Below are 16,268 nucleotides of genomic sequence, written 5' to 3' on the forward strand. Positions count from 1 at the left end.
CCGAAACGTGTTCCCGCTGGCAAAGGTATGCCCGGCATCCACCCGCGTCAAGTAACGGGTTGAAAACGGATGCCGGGTGGCTGGAGAGGACGGGCCCTTGGGGGATGCCCGCCCTCTCCAGGGATCACAGCGTCGGCTTGACCTCTCCGCGTCGGCGGCGCGAGACCGCGACCACGGCAGCGCCCGTGAGCATCACGACCAGGCCGAGCAGGATGAGCGGCAGCATCGTGCTCCCACCGGTCGCCGGCAGTGTCGAGAGCAGCACGGTGGCGTCGTCCGAGTCACGGCCCGGGTCATCCGGGTCGCCGAACGTGTGGTAGTCAACCACCGCGACGTTCGTGATCGTGTTCGTCTTCGACGACGGGTTCACCATCGCGGAGAGCGTGATCCTCGGAGCGACGGACGAACCGCCGTTGTCGGAGTTGATCGGCTGCAGCGGTCCGAAGAGCACGCATGTGAGCGTGCCGCCGTAGCCGGAGCCGTTCTGGCCCGTCACCTCGCAGGACTGCCAGTTCGGGAACGTGTTCGCGTCGCCCTTACCGGTCCAGTTGACCGCGGTGATCTTGAGGTCCGCCGGGATCTTGTCGGTCACGACCACACCCTCGGCCGCCGCGTCGTCGCTCACGTTCGCCACGTCGAGCGTGTAGGTGAACGACTTGCCGGGCTCGGTCCTCTCGACGCTCGCCGTCTTCTCGATCTGCACCTCGGTGTGGCGTGCGACGAAGCACTCCGGCGTCGCCGGCGGGTACGAGGTCGAGAACGTCTCACTCGGGTTGACCGAGATCGTGACCTCGGTGTTGTACCGCCAGGAGTAATCGAGCTCGCTCGGGTCGAGGATCAGGCCGTTGAAGACGTACTCGGCCTGCTGCGCCGGCGTCATGACGTTGCTCGTTCCCGGCAGGTAGTACTGCGTGGGGTTCGAGCCCGGCACGATGTCGGTGACCTCGATGGCGCGCCATCCCGGATAGTCGATCGAGATGCCGGATGGCGTGAACGCCGCGCCGGGCCACGAGATCTCGTCCGACCATGTCAGGGTCCCACCCGGCTGGGTGAGGCTGACGTTCGCGGGCGTCGTGTCCGGCGTCACGAACTGGTTGACCGGCTCCCAGAAGAAGTCGATCGGCTCGGCCAGGAGCGTCTGCGACTTCGTCACCGACCACCCGAGGAACGGAGCGTCGCCCACGCACTTCGTGAAGACGACCACCGAGATGTCGCGGACGGGGATCTCGTTCGTGTCGCAGTTGTTGGACTCGACGGCATCACTGTCGGCCTCGACGCACGCGGTGTTGACGAACTCCTCGATCGCCGCCGGCGCCTCCGGCGGTGTGCCGGTGCCCACGTCGATCACGTCGCTCTCGACCTCGGTGAACTCGACGTGCACCTTGATCGTCACCGACGCGCCGACCGCGAGGGTCGGAGTGCTCACGCTGAGCTCACCGTTCTCATCCACCAAGTCGGGCGCGTTGTCGTTGACCCAGCCCGCGGGCAGCTCGATGCCGGTGACCTCGAGACGATCCGGGATCGGGTCGGTCACGACGACGTTCGTGGCGTCTCGCGTGCCCAGGTTGGTCACCGTGAGCTCGTACGTGAACTCGTCGCCCGGCTCGACGCTGCCCACCTCGGGCAGGCCGGACGCGGTCTTCTCGATCTTCACGTCGTCGTAGTGCACGACCTGGCAGCCGTCGTCGGACTTGACGTACTCGCCCGACGTGACCGTCCCCACGTTCGGGATCAGGATCCCACTGGACTCGGTGTCGCGGCAGGCCTGTGGCTCGCCGACCGGCGCCTCGGTGACCTCAACCGTCGCGAACACCCGGTAGGTGTGCGCGCCGTCCTCGGCCGTCAGCTCGCCGCCGTCCACGACCGTCCACGTCCCCGAGCCGTTCCAGGTCGGGTTCGTCGGCTCCGGCGTCACCGCGTCGTTCGACTCGGCGTTCCATTCGCCGACCAGCGTGACGCCCGTGGGCAGCGCCGGGGCATCCGTCAGGTCGTAGGTCAGCGCGTCAGCGGCGTTCGCCGGCACCTGGTCCGGGAAGTCGACCGTCACGAAGTACTCGATGTCCCACGTGCCGTCCCCGTTGTCGGTCGTCGCCCCGCCGTGCTTCTCGATCTTCGGGAAGACCGGCTCGGAGCAGGCCTCCACCGGAGTCTCGGAGCCGCCCGAGGTGAGCAGCGCCGTGTTCAGGAAGCCGCCGGCCTCCGGAACCTCGCCGCCGAGGCAGGCGGTGGTCTCGTCGTCGATCGCCTTCTTGGCCACCGACGCGACGACCGTCACCGTGTACGTGTGGGTCTGACCTGCCGCGATCTTGCGATCGTTCGCGAGAATCTCGGTCGAGTCGGGACCGGCGAAGTCGTGCGACGTGCCCGCGTACTCCCACTCGGCGCTGCCGATGTTGATGTCACCCCCGAAGTCCAGCGTGTCGGTGAGGTCGTACTCGGCCGACAGGCCGTCGGGGTTCTGCGGGCCCTTCGCGGCGAGCTTCACGTCGATGTCATAGACGATCGTCCAGTCGCCCGTGTCGGGGTTCTGCGTCGTCGAGGTCACCGTCTTGGTCGGCACCGGGTAGACCCGGTCCTTGACCGGGATGCAGGCATCGCCGGGGATCTCGATCTCACCGATCGACAGCAGCGCCGTGTTGAAGAATCCGGTGCCCTCGCCCTCGCAGGCTGCGAGGTCGGGGTCGAACGTGTCGGTGATGTCGACCAGCCACGCGATCGTGTACACGTGCGGCTCGTCGTCCGCGCCCAGCGGCACGTTCGTCACGAAGTCCGCGCCCGCCGTCACCGGGATGGGAGTACCCACCGGGTCGGTGTCGGTGCGCTGCGCCACACCCGAGATCACGTCGATCCCCGGTGCGAACGCCGGCGTGTCGGACAGCGAGTAGAACGTGTCGTAGCCGCTGCCGGTGACCCGGAGTTCGTAGGTCACGAGCCACTTCGAGGCGTCATCCTCGTCCTGCGCGGCCGAGACCCCCATCTTCTGGAACGTGGGCAGCTTCGGCTCGGAGCAGTCGTCGGCGGGGATCGCCTCGCCGTTCACCGTGACCGTCGCCACGTTGAGGAAGCCGCCGGCCGACGGGCCCTCGTCGTCCTTGCAGACGAGGGTGTCGCCATCCCACGCCGCCGCGTCGACATTCGCGTGCACCGTCACCGTGTAGGTGTCGACACCGGCCGCGTCGACCTTCGGCGCGAGCACCTGGTCGGTCGCAAGGGTGGCGCTCCAGGCCGGCCCGGCGAAGTCGCCGGGTCCGGTAGGACCGGTCCACGAGGCATCCACGATCTCGATGTCGCCACCGAACTCGAGGGTGTCGTCGAGGCTGTACACGGCCGCCAGCGTGGTCGAGGAGTTCGTGACGACCACGTCGTACGTGATCTCCCACGTCCCGTCTTCGAGCTGCTTCGTGCCGGTCACCGTCTTGGCGATGTCGACCGTCGGACGGTCGATCTGGGCGCAGTCCTCACTGGTGTTCCCGCCGACGCCGTTGGTCACGGTCGACGAGTTCCAGATGCCGCCGCCCTCGCTCTCGCAGTCGAGGGCGGAGTCGTCGACGGATGCCGCCACCGAGACCGTGCGCGTCACCGTGTAGGTGTGCGTGGCACCGGTCGGGATCAGTCCCGTCGCGAACTGCACGACTGCGCCGCCATCCCACGCCGGGTTCAGCGTGCCCGAACCGCCGCCGGTGGCCACCGGACCGGTCGCCGCCCACTCTCCGCCGCTCACGCCCGCAGGCAGGGCGTCAGGAGTGTCGGTGATCGAGTACCAGAGGTCGATACCGGTGCCGTTGGTCACCGACACCTCGTAGCTGAGCGTCCACTCACCGGTCTCGGTGTTCTGGACCGACTCGAGCGCCGTCTTCTGCACTGTCGGCTTCGCCGGGATCGCGCAGCCGCTGTCGCTGTCGCTGCCTCCCGGGTACGTGACGGTCGCCACGTTGAAGAAGCCACCGCCGTTCTCGGTGCACCGCAGGCCCGAGGCCGGAACCGGATCGACCTTCGAGGTGGCCGTCACCACGTAGGTGTACACGTGGGCGTCCGCTCCCGTCGCATTCGCTGCGATCGGCACGTCGGTGGTGTCCGGCGAGCCCTCCCAGCCCTGCGTGAGAATCTCGAAGCTCGTTGCGTCGAACTGCGGCGTGTCGGTCAGCGTGTAGACGCTCGGGAGGGGGTTCGGGTTCGACACCGTCACCTCGTACTCGATCGTCCAGATGCCGTCGGCACCCTGCGAGACGACGCCGTCCGACTTCTCGATCTGGACGGGCCGCGGGTTGACCGAGGTGCAGCCGTCGTCGTTCGTCGTGCTGACGCCGTTCGTCACCGTCGCCGTGTTGACGATCGCGACACCTGTCGCGGTGCCTTCACCGCAGGCATCCGCCACCGGGCTCAGCGTTCCCGTGATGGTGACCGTCGCCGTGATCGTGAACGTGTGCGTCGCACCGTTCGCGATCGACTGTGCCGCGATGACGTTCGGGATCGGCCAGGTGGCCGAGGCGTTCGGCCCCGTGACCTTCCAGTCCGAGATCGCCGTGCCCGCCGGCGCGGCCGGCGGAGTGTCGGTCAGCGAGTAGTACAGCGTCTTCCCGCTGGCGTTCGACACCGCGACCTCGTACGAGATCGTCCAGGTGCCGTCCGCGTTCGCGGTGGCCGGCTTGCCGGTCTTCACGATGGTCGGGGCACCCGGCGTCGCGCAGCCGGTGTCGGTCGCGGTTCCGCCCGGGAACGTCACGGTCGCCCGGTTGAAGAAGCCGCCGCCGTTCGTGAGGTCGCACGTGAGCGAGGGGTTCTCGACCTGCGCGTTGCGGTTCACGACCATGCGGTACTTGAACGTGTGCGATGCGCCCGCCGCGATCGGCGTGTTCGGCGCCGGCACGGGCGGCTGGTCGGCCGTCGGAACCCATCCGCTGGAGGGGTCGGCAGTCCAGCCTGCGCCCGGCTGCGGGGTGTCGGTCAGCGTGTAGACCGTCGCCGTCGTCTGGCTCGAGTTCTGCACGGTGACGTCGTAGAGGATCTCCCACTGGGTGAGCGAGATCTGCGTCACGACGCCCGCGTTCGACTTCACGACCGTCACCGGCGGGAGCACGATCGACACACAGCCCGTGGCATCCTTGACGATCTGACCAGACGTCACCGTCGCCTTGTTCTTGAGGCCTGCTTCAGCCGCGCAGTCGCCGATCGAGGTCGCCGAGGTCGAGGGCACGAGCTTGCCCGTCACGGTGTACGCGTAGCTCGTGTTCGCGGGCAGCGTGCCCGTCCAGATCGTCGCCGATCCGGGTGCGTAGGGCGATGCCGCGGGAGCCGGCGCACTGCCGACCGCGGTGACCGTCCAGCTGTTCGGGTCGAGCGTCCAGCCCGCGGGAGCGGCAGGGAACGCGTCGCTCAGCGTCGCCTGCACCGCCGTGGTGGCGCTGGGGTTGCCGACCGTGACCGTGTACTCCACGTTCCACGAGGAATCCGGGTTCTGGGTTGCGGGGTTCTTGCCGACCTTGATGATGGTCGGGAACACCGGCTGCGCGCAGTCCTGCACGGTCGTCGGCTTGCCGTCGACCGTGAGAGTCGCCGTGTTGAGGAAGGCACGCTTCGGCTCGGTCGAGGTGCAGACCGAGGAGGTCGCGCCCGCCGCGCTGGGCGCCACGTCAGCGACGACCGTCACTGTGTACACGTGGGTCGCCAGCGGCTGGTTCACGTTCGTCTGCGGTGCGAGCGAGCCGCTGGGCGCCAGTGTCGCGGTGCCGGCCGGGAGCGTGAAGGCGCCGCTGGTGCCGTTCGGACCGGTCCAGCTCGCGGCCGAGGCCGTGATGCCGGCGCCGAGCTGCAGCGCATCGGTGAGCGAGTAGAAGAGCGTCGACGTGCGCGACTGGTTGGTCACGGTGATGTCGTAGACGATCTGCCACTTGCCCGCGTCCGGACCGGCAGCGATCTGCTGCGGCGAGCCTGCGCGCACCTTCTTGACGATGCCGCCCTCGGCCGGGATCGCCGTGTTCGTGATCTCACACGTCACGTTCTTGCCGACGACAGGGACCACGACGTCGTCATCGACCGGGAACGCCACGCGCGGGTCGCTGCCCGTGATGTAGCAGCTCCAGTCGCCGGCGGTGTAGCCGGAGACATTCTGGCTCTCGGAGAGGGTATATTCCGCTCCGGGCATGACCGCTCCGGATGCCGTTCCCTGGCCCGTCACCGAAGGCTGGCCGTCGGCCGCCGCGGTGAGCGTCCACATGTCGGGCGTCGCGGAGCCTGCGCCGTTCTTGTTGTCGACGATCTTGACGAGGTTCAGCGTCGGCTTGATCGCGCGGTTGGTGAAGGTACAGGTCACGTTCGCGCCGTTGGCGACCGTCACCGTCTTGTCCTGCAGCGAGGTGCCGCCGGTCGAGCAGACGAGGTTCGTCCACTCGTAGCCGGTGATCTGGTTGATCTCGTTGAGCGTGTAGACCCCCGCCGGGACATCCTTCGTCTCGTTGTGGTCGAACGTCAGGGTCGCGTCCTGGCCACGCTTGGCCGTGAGCTTCTGGTTCCAGTCGCTCGGGACCGCGGAGCCGCCGTTGCTGTCATCGACGACCTTGACGAGCGTGAGCTTGCCCGGCTTGTCGTCGTTGGTGAACGTGCACGTGACGTCGTCACCCGGCTTGAGTGTCAGCGTCGGAGCTGCCTTCGTGGTGTTCGGGTAACCGGTGCACGAGAGAGTCGTCCAGTCGTAGCCGCTCGGTCCGCCCGACTCGTTGAGCGTGTAGACCTCGTTGGCCGCGACGTCGCCACTGACGCCGGTCGTCCCGCTCAGGTCGGGCCCGTCCGCCGAGGTCGCCGTCAGCGTCCACGCAGTGTTCTGCGCGGTACCGCCGTTGTTGTTCACGACGGACTTCACGAGGGTCAGCTTGGGGGCGTTGTCGTCGTTCACGAACCGGTAGATGTCGTTGCCGAGAGCGCCGACGGTGATCTGCCAGTTGCCCGCCCCGTTCTTCTGCGGGTACTTCGTCGGATCCGGGTTCGCCACCACGTCGACCCACGAGACCCCGTCGAACTTCTGCAGCTTCTGGAAGGAGTACCCCGGGACCGTCGACTCCGTCAGCGTGTAGACGTGGTCAGGGCGCACCCAGAATCGGCTCGCTTCGACGAAGACGCCGGAGCCGGTGACACTCACGGGCGACAGACCCGCGAGAGTGGCGGGAGTCGCGGTGAGCTGCCAGTCCGACGCCGTCTTGTCGCCGCCGTTGTCGTTGATGACGCTCTTCAGGAGCGTCAGCTGGGCGCTCTGGTTCGTCAGCGTGCACGCGACGCGGAAGCCGAGCGGAACGTTGACACCGCCGTTGATCCCATCGGAGTAGCCGCTGCCCGGCCACGGGTCGCCGTCCGCCTCGACCCGGATGCAGGTCGCCGAACCCGTCGAGGCGGGGTTCGACTGCAGCGATGTGCGGTTGTCGGTCTGCAGGTAGCGTGCGTCGCCGTCCTCTTCGAACAGCTGGTAGCGGGCGTCAGGCGTGACCGGCTGGTTCGTCACCGCCGCGGTGCCTGTCGAGCCCGAGAATCCGGGCAGGGCAGGAGCGGGCACGGGCGCACCGGCCAGGAACTGGGCGTGGAGATCCCAGGATGAGGCGTCGCCCGGTCCGTTCGCCACGTTCTTGACGAGCGTGAGCCGGCTCTGGCAGGTGACCGTGTTGGTGATGGTCGCGGTGTTGTGCTCCTGGGTGAGCTGCATCTGGTAACCCGAACCCAGCGCGATGTCCGCCGGCGACCCGTTGAGCGTCGTGATCTTCGCGACGTTCGTGCACATGGTCGGGTCGATCAGCGTCACGGACTCGTTGATCGTCGCGCTGCCGTTCTGGGTGTAACCGGTCCGGGTGACGCCCCAGCCCTGGTTCGTCGCACCCGCTGCGCCGGGGCCCGTAAGCGTCAGCTGTGCCGAGAGTCCCGCCGGCTGAGCGCCGTTGGCGTACTCGACACCGTTGACCTTCCACACCTTGTTGACGGTGATGTCGGCCTCGGGGTTGGGTGCGCGGTTGTAGACGATGCAGTTGACGGCCTGGGTGCTGGGCACCGTGACGGTGAATCCGTTGGTGGGATTGCCGGTCGGCACGACGTTCTGCTGCGTGTTCAGGTTCGTACAGACGGCGTTCTGTCCGCTCACGGGTTGGAGCGTGAAGCCCTGGTGCTGAGTCTCCGTGACGGTCACCGATGCGTTCGACGTTCCGCCCGGGAAAGCGAGCGGGAACGTGACGGTGCCGGTGCCGTCGTCGGTCGTGGTGCGCGACGGGTTCGGCGTGGTGACGCCGGCCGTGTTGATCTGGCTGTTGAAGGTCCAGTCCGCACCCGAGGGGGTCGCGCCCTGGATCGAGCCCTGCGGCGCGTTGCTGGGAACGATCATCTTCGTCACCGTGAGCGAGCCGGCGCAGTTGCCGAGTGCGAGGTTGCGCAGCGCCGTGCCGACGGCGCTGTAATCCGCGGTCTGGTAGAAGTCGGCGACCTGCCCGTTGCTGCCGTTGTAGGCGGTCGGGCCCGAGATCGCGCGAAGGTTCAGCGAGTTGGTCGCACCGGTGGCGCCCGCGCCGACACCGAATGCGAGGACTCGGGTTCCGGCCGCCTTGAGGGCGTTGGCCGAGTAGATGCCGTTCTCGGTCTCACGGAAGCGGTTGTCGCTGCCACTGCCCTGGTAGGGCTGGTTGTACGTGGTCGGGTTGCCGTCGGTGATGACCACGGCGACGTCGAACTTGTTGTCTCCCGTGTTCGACGATGCCGCGACGCCGAGACCGCGGTCCCAGTTGGTGCCGCCGGACGACGTCCAGCCCGAGTACCGGTTCTTGAACGTCGTCCCCTGCCCGGCTGTCGAGACCGACACGAGGTCGGGGTAGTTCTGTGACGCACCTGCCCCGGGCGTCTGCCACGAGAACGAGAAGAGCGACATGCGCGACGGGGTCCCCTGCAGTGCGTCGACGAACGTGTTGGCCGCCTGCTTCAGGTTCGGCAGCGCGTCGCCGACCGAACCCGAGATGTCGAGGATGAGTGCGACGTCGAGGCCACAGGCCGGGGCGAGCGTCGGGTTGTTGCGCGACTGCTGCCAGATTCCCTGCGAGGCGTTGTCCGCCGAGCCGGAGTCCAGCATCAGCTGCGACGCGTTCAGCGACGAGTAGGCGGTGTTGCCCTGCAGGCCCACCTTCATGCGGAACTGGTAGGCCAGCGCCGAGCCGCTTCCGGAGGCGCCGCCGACGCGCAGCGTCGGGTTGGCGTAGTACCCCGAGGGGACGCTGTACTGCACAACCCACGGGCGGGTGCCGTTGTTCGCACCGCCGGTCTGCGTCGCCGGCACCGTGAACACGCAGTCGCCGTTCGCGTCCGAGACGCAACGGGCCCAGCCGGCGCCGTCGCCCGCAACCCCGTCGGCACGCGTGCCGCTCGGGGCGCCGTTGCTGTCGCTCTGAAGGTGCAGGACGACGCCCATCAGGTTGGTGACGCCCGTGACGCCGGTGCGGTCCGAGCCGACCTTCACCGTGATGGTCGCCTGCTGCGGGGCACTGTACGTGTGGGTGAACGTACACGCCGCGACGAGGTTCTGGTCCGCCGTGCCCTCGAACGCGAGCGTGTTCGGGGCAGTGAAGCGCAGGCGGGTGTTCCCGCTGGTGTCATTCAGGGTGCAGCTGACGCTGCTGAGGTAGTTGGCGGTGTCGCCGTTGCCGGTCGCGGTGAGCGCGTAGGTACCCGGCTTCGAGACGCGACGCTGCTGGCCGCTGGTGAAGGCGTAGTCGTTGTCGGGTGAGCTGCCGTCGGCGAGAAGCGCCCAGTCGTCGGTCGACGCGGGGCCGCCGCCGACGATGACGTTCGTCATCGTGAGGGTGCCGCAGACCGCGTTGCCGCCGACGCAGTCCGCCGCGACGAGCGCCAGGGGCGCGACGAGGCTCTGCTCGGGTGCGGCGCTGCGGGCTTGCGGCTCGACAGGCTGCTGCGTCGACTCCTCCGACGGAGCCGGTGCGGGCTCCGACGGAGCAGGCTCCGCCGGGGCGGGCGCCGGGTCGGACGGTGCCGGCTCGGCCGGCGTCTCCTCGGCGGGAGGTGTGGTGTCCTCCGGAGGAGTCGTCGCTTCGGTCGACGGCGTGGGCGTCGGAACGACCTCCGCGATCGCCGGAGTGACCCCCGTGAAGATCAGCGCTCCCGACAGCAGCGTCGCGATGCCACCGGCGTACCACCGGTGCCTCATCGTCAGCTTGCGGTCGCGCTCACGCGCCTCCCGAAGCCTGCGCCGCACTCCCGAGCGTGCCGAACCGTCAATTCCCCAGTGCCCAGACATCAAGGTTTCCCCTTCTCGCTGATGTCAGCTCAAGGGGACCCCGAATTCCCGGTCAGGCTCCCCAAGTGTGCGTTCCCATCCGGTGTTAACTCCCCAGTCGCACCGGACGCACGTAGCCCACGGTCAAGTTATCGGCGCTTCGGGCGGGACGTCAAGTCTCAATAATCACGTGCCGGTCACGATCGCCTCAGGAAACGCGAAAGCGGCCCGGGTCTCCCCGGGCCGCTTCTCGATGATTCCGCTACTGGTTGCCGACTGCTCCGTCGACGTTCCCGCGGATGTCGTCGACCGTGTCGTGGTGCTCCTCCGGCACGACCTTCTTGGCGAGACCCGACGCGCCGTCGAGCACTTTGTCGCTGATGTCCTCGGCCTGCTCGGATTTCAGGAACTCGCCGATCTTGTCCTTGTTCTGCTCGTACAGGTCCTTGCCCTGGTTCACCAGGTCGTCGAAACCGCCCATGCTCACTCCTTCGCGCACCCCCCGGCGAGGCGCCCAGACCCATCCTGTCGGGACGGATGCCGCGGCGGAACCCCTACGCCGGGCGCAGGTTCTACCGGCTGATGCGGACGGGCCGTCCGGACACCCCTCACGCGCCCGCAGACGCGGAGAAGCCCCCGGGATCTCTCCCGGGGGCTTCTCGCAGCAGTTGCGCCGAAGAACCTTACTTGAGGATCTTCGTGACCGTGCCGGCGCCGACGGTGCGGCCACCCTCACGGATGGCGTAGCCGAGGCCCTCCTCCATGGCGATCGGCTGGATCAGCTCGACCGTCATGTCGGTGGTGTCGCCGGGCATGACCATCTCGGTGCCCTCGGGCAGCGTGATGACGCCGGTGACGTCGGTGGTGCGGAAGTAGAACTGCGGGCGGTAGTTCGTGAAGAACGGGTTGTGACGGCCGCCCTCCTCCTTGGACAGGATGTACGCCGTGCCCTCGAAGTTGGTGTGCGGGGTGACCGAACCGGGCTTCACGACGACCTGGCCGCGCTCGACATCGTCACGCTTGGTGCCGCGCAGGAGCAGACCGCAGTTCTCGCCGGCCCAGGCCTCGTCGAGCTGCTTGTGGAACATCTCGATACCGGTGACGATCGTCTTCTGCGTCGGGCGCAGACCCACGATCTCGACCTCGGAGTTGATGGCCAGCGTGCCACGCTCGGCGCGGCCCGTGACGACCGTGCCACGGCCGGTGATGGTGAAGACGTCCTCGATGGGCATGAGGAACGGCTTGTCCTTGTCGCGCACCGGGTCGGGGATCGACGCGTCGACCGCCTCCATGAGCTCGAGGATCTTCGCGGTCCACTCGGCGTCGCCCTCGAGAGCCTTGAGGCCCGAGACGCGGACGACCGGAGCGTTGTCACCGTCGAAGTCCTGCGACGAGAGGAGCTCGCGAACCTCGAGCTCGACGAGCTCCAGGATCTCCTCGTCGTCGACCATGTCCGACTTGTTCAGCGCGACGAGCAGGTAGGGCACGCCGACCTGCTTGGCGAGCAGCACGTGCTCACGCGTCTGAGCCATCGGGCCGTCGGTGGCGGCGACCACGAGGATCGCGCCGTCCATCTGAGCGGCACCGGTGATCATGTTCTTGATGTAGTCGGCGTGACCCGGGGCGTCGACGTGGGCGTAGTGACGCTTCGGGGTCTCGTACTCGACGTGCGAGATGTTGATCGTGATACCGCGCTGACGCTCCTCGGGAGCCGAGTCGATCGACGCGAAGTCGCGCTGCACGTTGGTGGCCGACGGGTACGTGTCGGCGAGCACCTTCGAGATTGCGGCGGTGAGCGTGGTCTTGCCGTGGTCGACGTGACCGATCGTTCCGATGTTCACGTGCGGCTTGGTGCGCTCGAACTTGGCCTTAGCCACTGGGTCCTCCTCAGGACGTTCGTGTAGAGGTTCCGGGCGCTGGTGTGCGCCGGTCGTCTACGGGGATATCTCCACCTTAGTAGAGACGGTTCTGTTGATTCTGTGTGAAGTTGTGCCGTCGGGATGCCGCGTCACCGAGGCATCCCGACGGAAAAGGGTTACTCGCCCTTGACCTTCTGGACGATCTCGTCGGCCACGTTGCGAGGAACCTCGGCGTAGCTGTCGAACTCCATCGAGTACACGGCGCGGCCCGAGGTCTTCGAGCGCAGGTCGCCGATGTAGCCGAACATCTCGGACAGCGGGACCAGCGCGCGGACGACCTTGACGCCCTGGGCGTCCTCCATCGACTGGATCTGGCCACGACGCGAGTTGAGGTCGCCGATGACGTCACCCATGTACTCCTCGGGAGTACGCACCTCGACCGCCATGAGCGGCTCGAGGATGACGGGGTTCGCCTTGCGGACGGCCTCCTTGAAGCCCATGGAGCCGGCGATCTTGAACGCCATCTCGGACGAGTCGACGTCGTGCGACGCACCGTCCATGAGGATGGCCTTCACGCCCACCATGGGGTAGCCGGCGAGCACGCCGACGTTCATGGCGTCCTGGAAGCCCTGGTTGGTCGGCTCGATGTACTCGCGCGGGATGCGGCCACCAGTGACCTTGTTCTCGAACTCGTACGTCTTGTCGGCCGTGACCTCGAGGGGCTCGAGCGCGAACTGGATCTTCGCGAACTGACCCGAACCACCGGTCTGCTTCTTGTGCGTGTAGTCGTGACGCTCGACGGTCTTCTTGATCGTCTCGCGGTACGCCACCTGGGGCTTTCCGACGTTGGCCTCGACCTTGAACTCGCGCTTCATGCGGTCCACGAGGATGTCGAGGTGCAGCTCGCCCATGCCCTTGATGACCGTCTGGCCGGTCTCGGCGTTCTGCTCGACGCGGAACGTCGGGTCCTCTTCGGCGAGCTTCTGGATCGCGAGACCCAGCTTCTCCTGGTCGGCCTTGGTCTTCGGCTCGATCGCGACCTCGATGACCGGCTCCGGGAACGTCATCGACTCGAGGACGACCTGGTTCTGGCTGTCTGCCAGGGTGTCACCGGTGGTGGTGTCCTTGAGGCCGATGACCGCGTAGATGTGACCGGCGGTGACCGAGTCGACCGGCATCTCCTTGTTGGCGTGCATCTGGAAGATCTTCCCGATGCGCTCCTTCTTGCCCTTGGTCGCGTTGACGACCTGGGCACCCGAGTCGAGGTGACCCGAGTAGACGCGGATGTAGGTGAGGCGACCGAAGAAGGGGTGCGTGACGATCTTGAACGCGAGCGCCGCGAACGGCTCGTCGCGGTCGGCGTGACGCTCGATGATGACCTCTTCGTCCTTCGGGTCCTTCGCCTCGATGGCGGGGACGTCGAGGGGCGACGGGAGGTAGTCCACGACGGCGTCGAGCATCGGCTGAACGCCGCGGTTCTTGAACGCCGAGCCGCAGAGCACGGGGTAGAGCTCCGACGCGATGGTGAGCTTGCGGATCGCAGCCTTGATCTCGGCGACCGTGAGCTCCTCGCCGCCGAAGTGCTTCTCGAGAAGCTCCTCGTCGGACTCGGCGACCGTCTCGAGCAGGATCTCGCGGTACTCCGCTGCCTTGTCGGCGAGGTCGGCCGGGATCTCCTGGATCTCGTACTTGGCGCCCATGGTCACGTCGCCCTTGGCGTCGCCGGGCCACACCAGTGCGCGCATCTCGACGAGGTCGATGACGCCCACGAAGTCGCTCTCCGAGCCGATGGGCAGCTGGAGGACGAGCGGCTTGGCCTTCAGGCGGTTGACGATGGTGTCGACCGTGAAGTAGAAGTCGGCGCCCAGCTTGTCCATCTTGTTGACGAAGCAGATGCGGGGCACGTCGTACTTGTCGGCCTGACGCCAGACGGTCTCGGACTGGGGCTCGACGCCCTCCTTGCCGTCGAAGACGGCGACCGCGCCGTCGAGGACGCGCAGCGACCGCTCGACCTCGACCGTGAAGTCGACGTGGCCGGGCGTGTCGATGATGTTGATCTGGTTCTTGTTCCAGAAGCAGGTGACGGCGGCCGACGTGATCGTGATGCCGCGCTCCTGCTCCTGCTCCATCCAGTCGGTGGTGGCAGCGCCGTCGTGCGTCTCGCCGATCTTGTGGTTGACGCCCGTGTAGAACAGGATGCGCTCGGTCGTCGTCGTCTTGCCGGCATCGATGTGCGCCATGATGCCGATGTTGCGGACCTTGTTGAGGTCGGTGAGCACTTCTTGTGCCACGGGGTGTCCTTAGCTGTTGAAGGTGGTAGCGGGCCCACCGCTCCCGCGGTTCGCGGGAGCGGTGGGGATGCTGGTTACCAGCGGTAGTGCGCGAAGGCGCGGTTCGACTCGGCCATCTTGTGGGTGTCTTCGCGGCGCTTGACCGCGGCACCGAGGCCGTTCGAGGCGTCCAGGATCTCGTTCTGGAGGCGCTCGGTCATCGTCTTCTCACGACGACCCTTCGCGTAGCTCACGAGCCAGCGGAGGGCGAGCGTGTTGGCGCGGTGAGGCTTGACCTCGACCGGCACCTGGTAGGTCGAGCCGCCGACGCGGCGCGACTTGACCTCGAGGGTCGGGCGCACGTTGTCGAGCGCCTTCTTGAGCGTGGCGACGGCGTCCTGGCCGTTCTTCGCCTCGACACCCTTGAGGGCGGTGTACACGATCGACTCGGCGAGCGACTTCTTGCCGTCGACGAGGATCTTGTTCACGAGCTGGCTGACGATCGGAGCGCCGTAGACCGGGTCGTTGACGACGGGGCGCTTCGGGGCGGGTCCCTTACGAGGCATCTTTCTCAGCCCTTCTTCGCGCCGTAGCGGCTGCGAGCCTGCTTACGGTTCTTGACTGCCTGGGTGTCGAGCGCACCACGGACGATCTTGTAGCGGACACCGGGGAGGTCCTTCACACGGCCGCCGCGGACCAGCACGAGCGAGTGCTCCTGCAGGTTGTGGCCCTCGCCGGGGATGTACGCGGTGACCTCGGTGCCGTTGCGGAGCTTGACACGGGCGACCTTGCGCATCGCCGAGTTCGGCTTCTTCGGGGTGGTCGTGTACACGCGGGTGCAGACACCCGCCTGCTGCGGGTTCGCCTTGAGCGCCGGCGCCTTGGTCTTCGAGACCTTGGGCGAGCGACCCTTGCGAACCAACTGCTGAATGGTTGGCACGTTCTCTCCTTGTTGTGCTGCACGGTGACAGCGTCGTGGTCTCCCCCGCGGCATCCGGATCTTTCGATTCGTGACGCTGCGGGCTCACGCTGACCCACCGACGCGCCAGAATGACTGTCGCGCTTTCGTTGGTGGGTATGCCGTGGGGGTGGCCTGTTCGCAGGCTGTTCCCTGAGATGCGGCGCTCGCACCGGTTCCCGCGCCGAGGCACGGTCGACGGCGCGCGTGAGCGCACACCCGATCCATGATACGTGGGATTCGAGGGTCGGGCAAACGCGGAAGCACGTTGCAGCCCCAACCGGACGACGACACGCCGCGACACGGCCGAGATCGCCTTCCGGCGTCTGCGTCAGTCGGTCGTCAGGAGCACGACGAGCGCCAGCGCGACGACGATGACGAGGACGGATGCCGCGGCCACGACCGCGATCATCCGTCGGCGTCGGCGACGCCTGCGGGTCGTCTCGGCGGCAGCCGTGTCGACGTGATCCTGCGGCGTGCGGCGAATCGGCTCTGCACGCACCGCGGTGACCGCAGGGACGGCGCGGGCGCGGTAGGCGTCCGCCGCCGATGCGGGCGAAGAGGCGACCCGGCCGGGCGCCGCCGACGTCTCTCCGGCGGGCTCCGGGGCCACCGGCGACGGGGATGGAGCACGCCGTGCGCCTGCGGAAGCGTCGCGGGATTCGGGTGCCGGCGGATGGGCGGTCCGTCGCGGGCCGGCCGGCGCCGATTCGGTCGCGGCCTGCGTGGGGATCTCGGAGTCGGAGGCGACCGCCGACCTCCCGGCGATCACGGTGTCGTCGACGGCGTCGATCTCCGTCGAGGAGCGCCGCGACGGCAGCGTCCGCTCGTCGAATGCGTCGTGGTCCTCCGGCGGGGTCGCCGCGGTCCTCCGTCGGGAGAACGCGGTGCGCTCGTCGTCGGGTGGGCCCACGCAGCCAGAGGCTCCGCTCGAC

7 protein-coding genes are annotated in these 16,268 nt (G+C 67.6%); all 7 read right to left on the bottom strand.

From position 1 onward, the window contains the following. Positions 1 to 124: 124 nt before the first annotated feature. The gene (locus tag ACLBXX_RS18975) at positions 125 to 10,177 is read right to left on the bottom strand and encodes a VWA domain-containing protein (RefSeq protein ID WP_447659310.1); all 10,053 of its coding nucleotides are present in this window, start codon (positions 10,175 to 10,177) and stop codon (positions 125 to 127) included. Between the two features lie 331 nt (positions 10,178 to 10,508). Then, positions 10,509 to 10,727, bottom strand: a complete 219-nt coding sequence (locus ACLBXX_RS18980; RefSeq protein ID WP_310288339.1) for an Rv0909 family putative TA system antitoxin — start codon at positions 10,725 to 10,727, stop codon at positions 10,509 to 10,511. A gap of 202 nt (positions 10,728 to 10,929) precedes the next feature. Then, positions 10,930 to 12,123: an elongation factor Tu gene (gene tuf / locus ACLBXX_RS18985; protein WP_387144693.1), complete on the bottom strand. Its 1,194-nt coding sequence runs from the start codon at positions 12,121 to 12,123 to the stop codon at positions 10,930 to 10,932. A 158-nt stretch (positions 12,124 to 12,281) separates the two neighbouring features. Next, the gene (gene fusA, locus ACLBXX_RS18990; protein ID WP_310288337.1) at positions 12,282 to 14,396 is read right to left on the bottom strand and encodes an elongation factor G; all 2,115 of its coding nucleotides are present in this window, start codon (positions 14,394 to 14,396) and stop codon (positions 12,282 to 12,284) included. Between the two features lie 74 nt (positions 14,397 to 14,470). Further along, positions 14,471 to 14,941 (bottom strand): 30S ribosomal protein S7, encoded by a 471-nt coding sequence (rpsG, locus tag ACLBXX_RS18995; RefSeq protein WP_056117669.1) that lies wholly within the window; start codon positions 14,939 to 14,941, stop codon positions 14,471 to 14,473. A gap of 5 nt (positions 14,942 to 14,946) precedes the next feature. Next, on the bottom strand, positions 14,947 to 15,315 hold the full coding sequence (gene rpsL / locus ACLBXX_RS19000) for a 30S ribosomal protein S12 (RefSeq protein WP_018171438.1): 369 nt from the start codon (positions 15,313 to 15,315) through the stop codon (positions 14,947 to 14,949). Between the two features lie 349 nt (positions 15,316 to 15,664). Beyond that, positions 15,665 to 16,246 (bottom strand): hypothetical protein, encoded by a 582-nt coding sequence (locus tag ACLBXX_RS19005; protein ID WP_447659311.1) that lies wholly within the window; start codon positions 16,244 to 16,246, stop codon positions 15,665 to 15,667. Positions 16,247 to 16,268: the final 22 nt, after the last annotated feature.

The organism is Microbacterium sp. C23T (genome assembly GCF_053345975.1).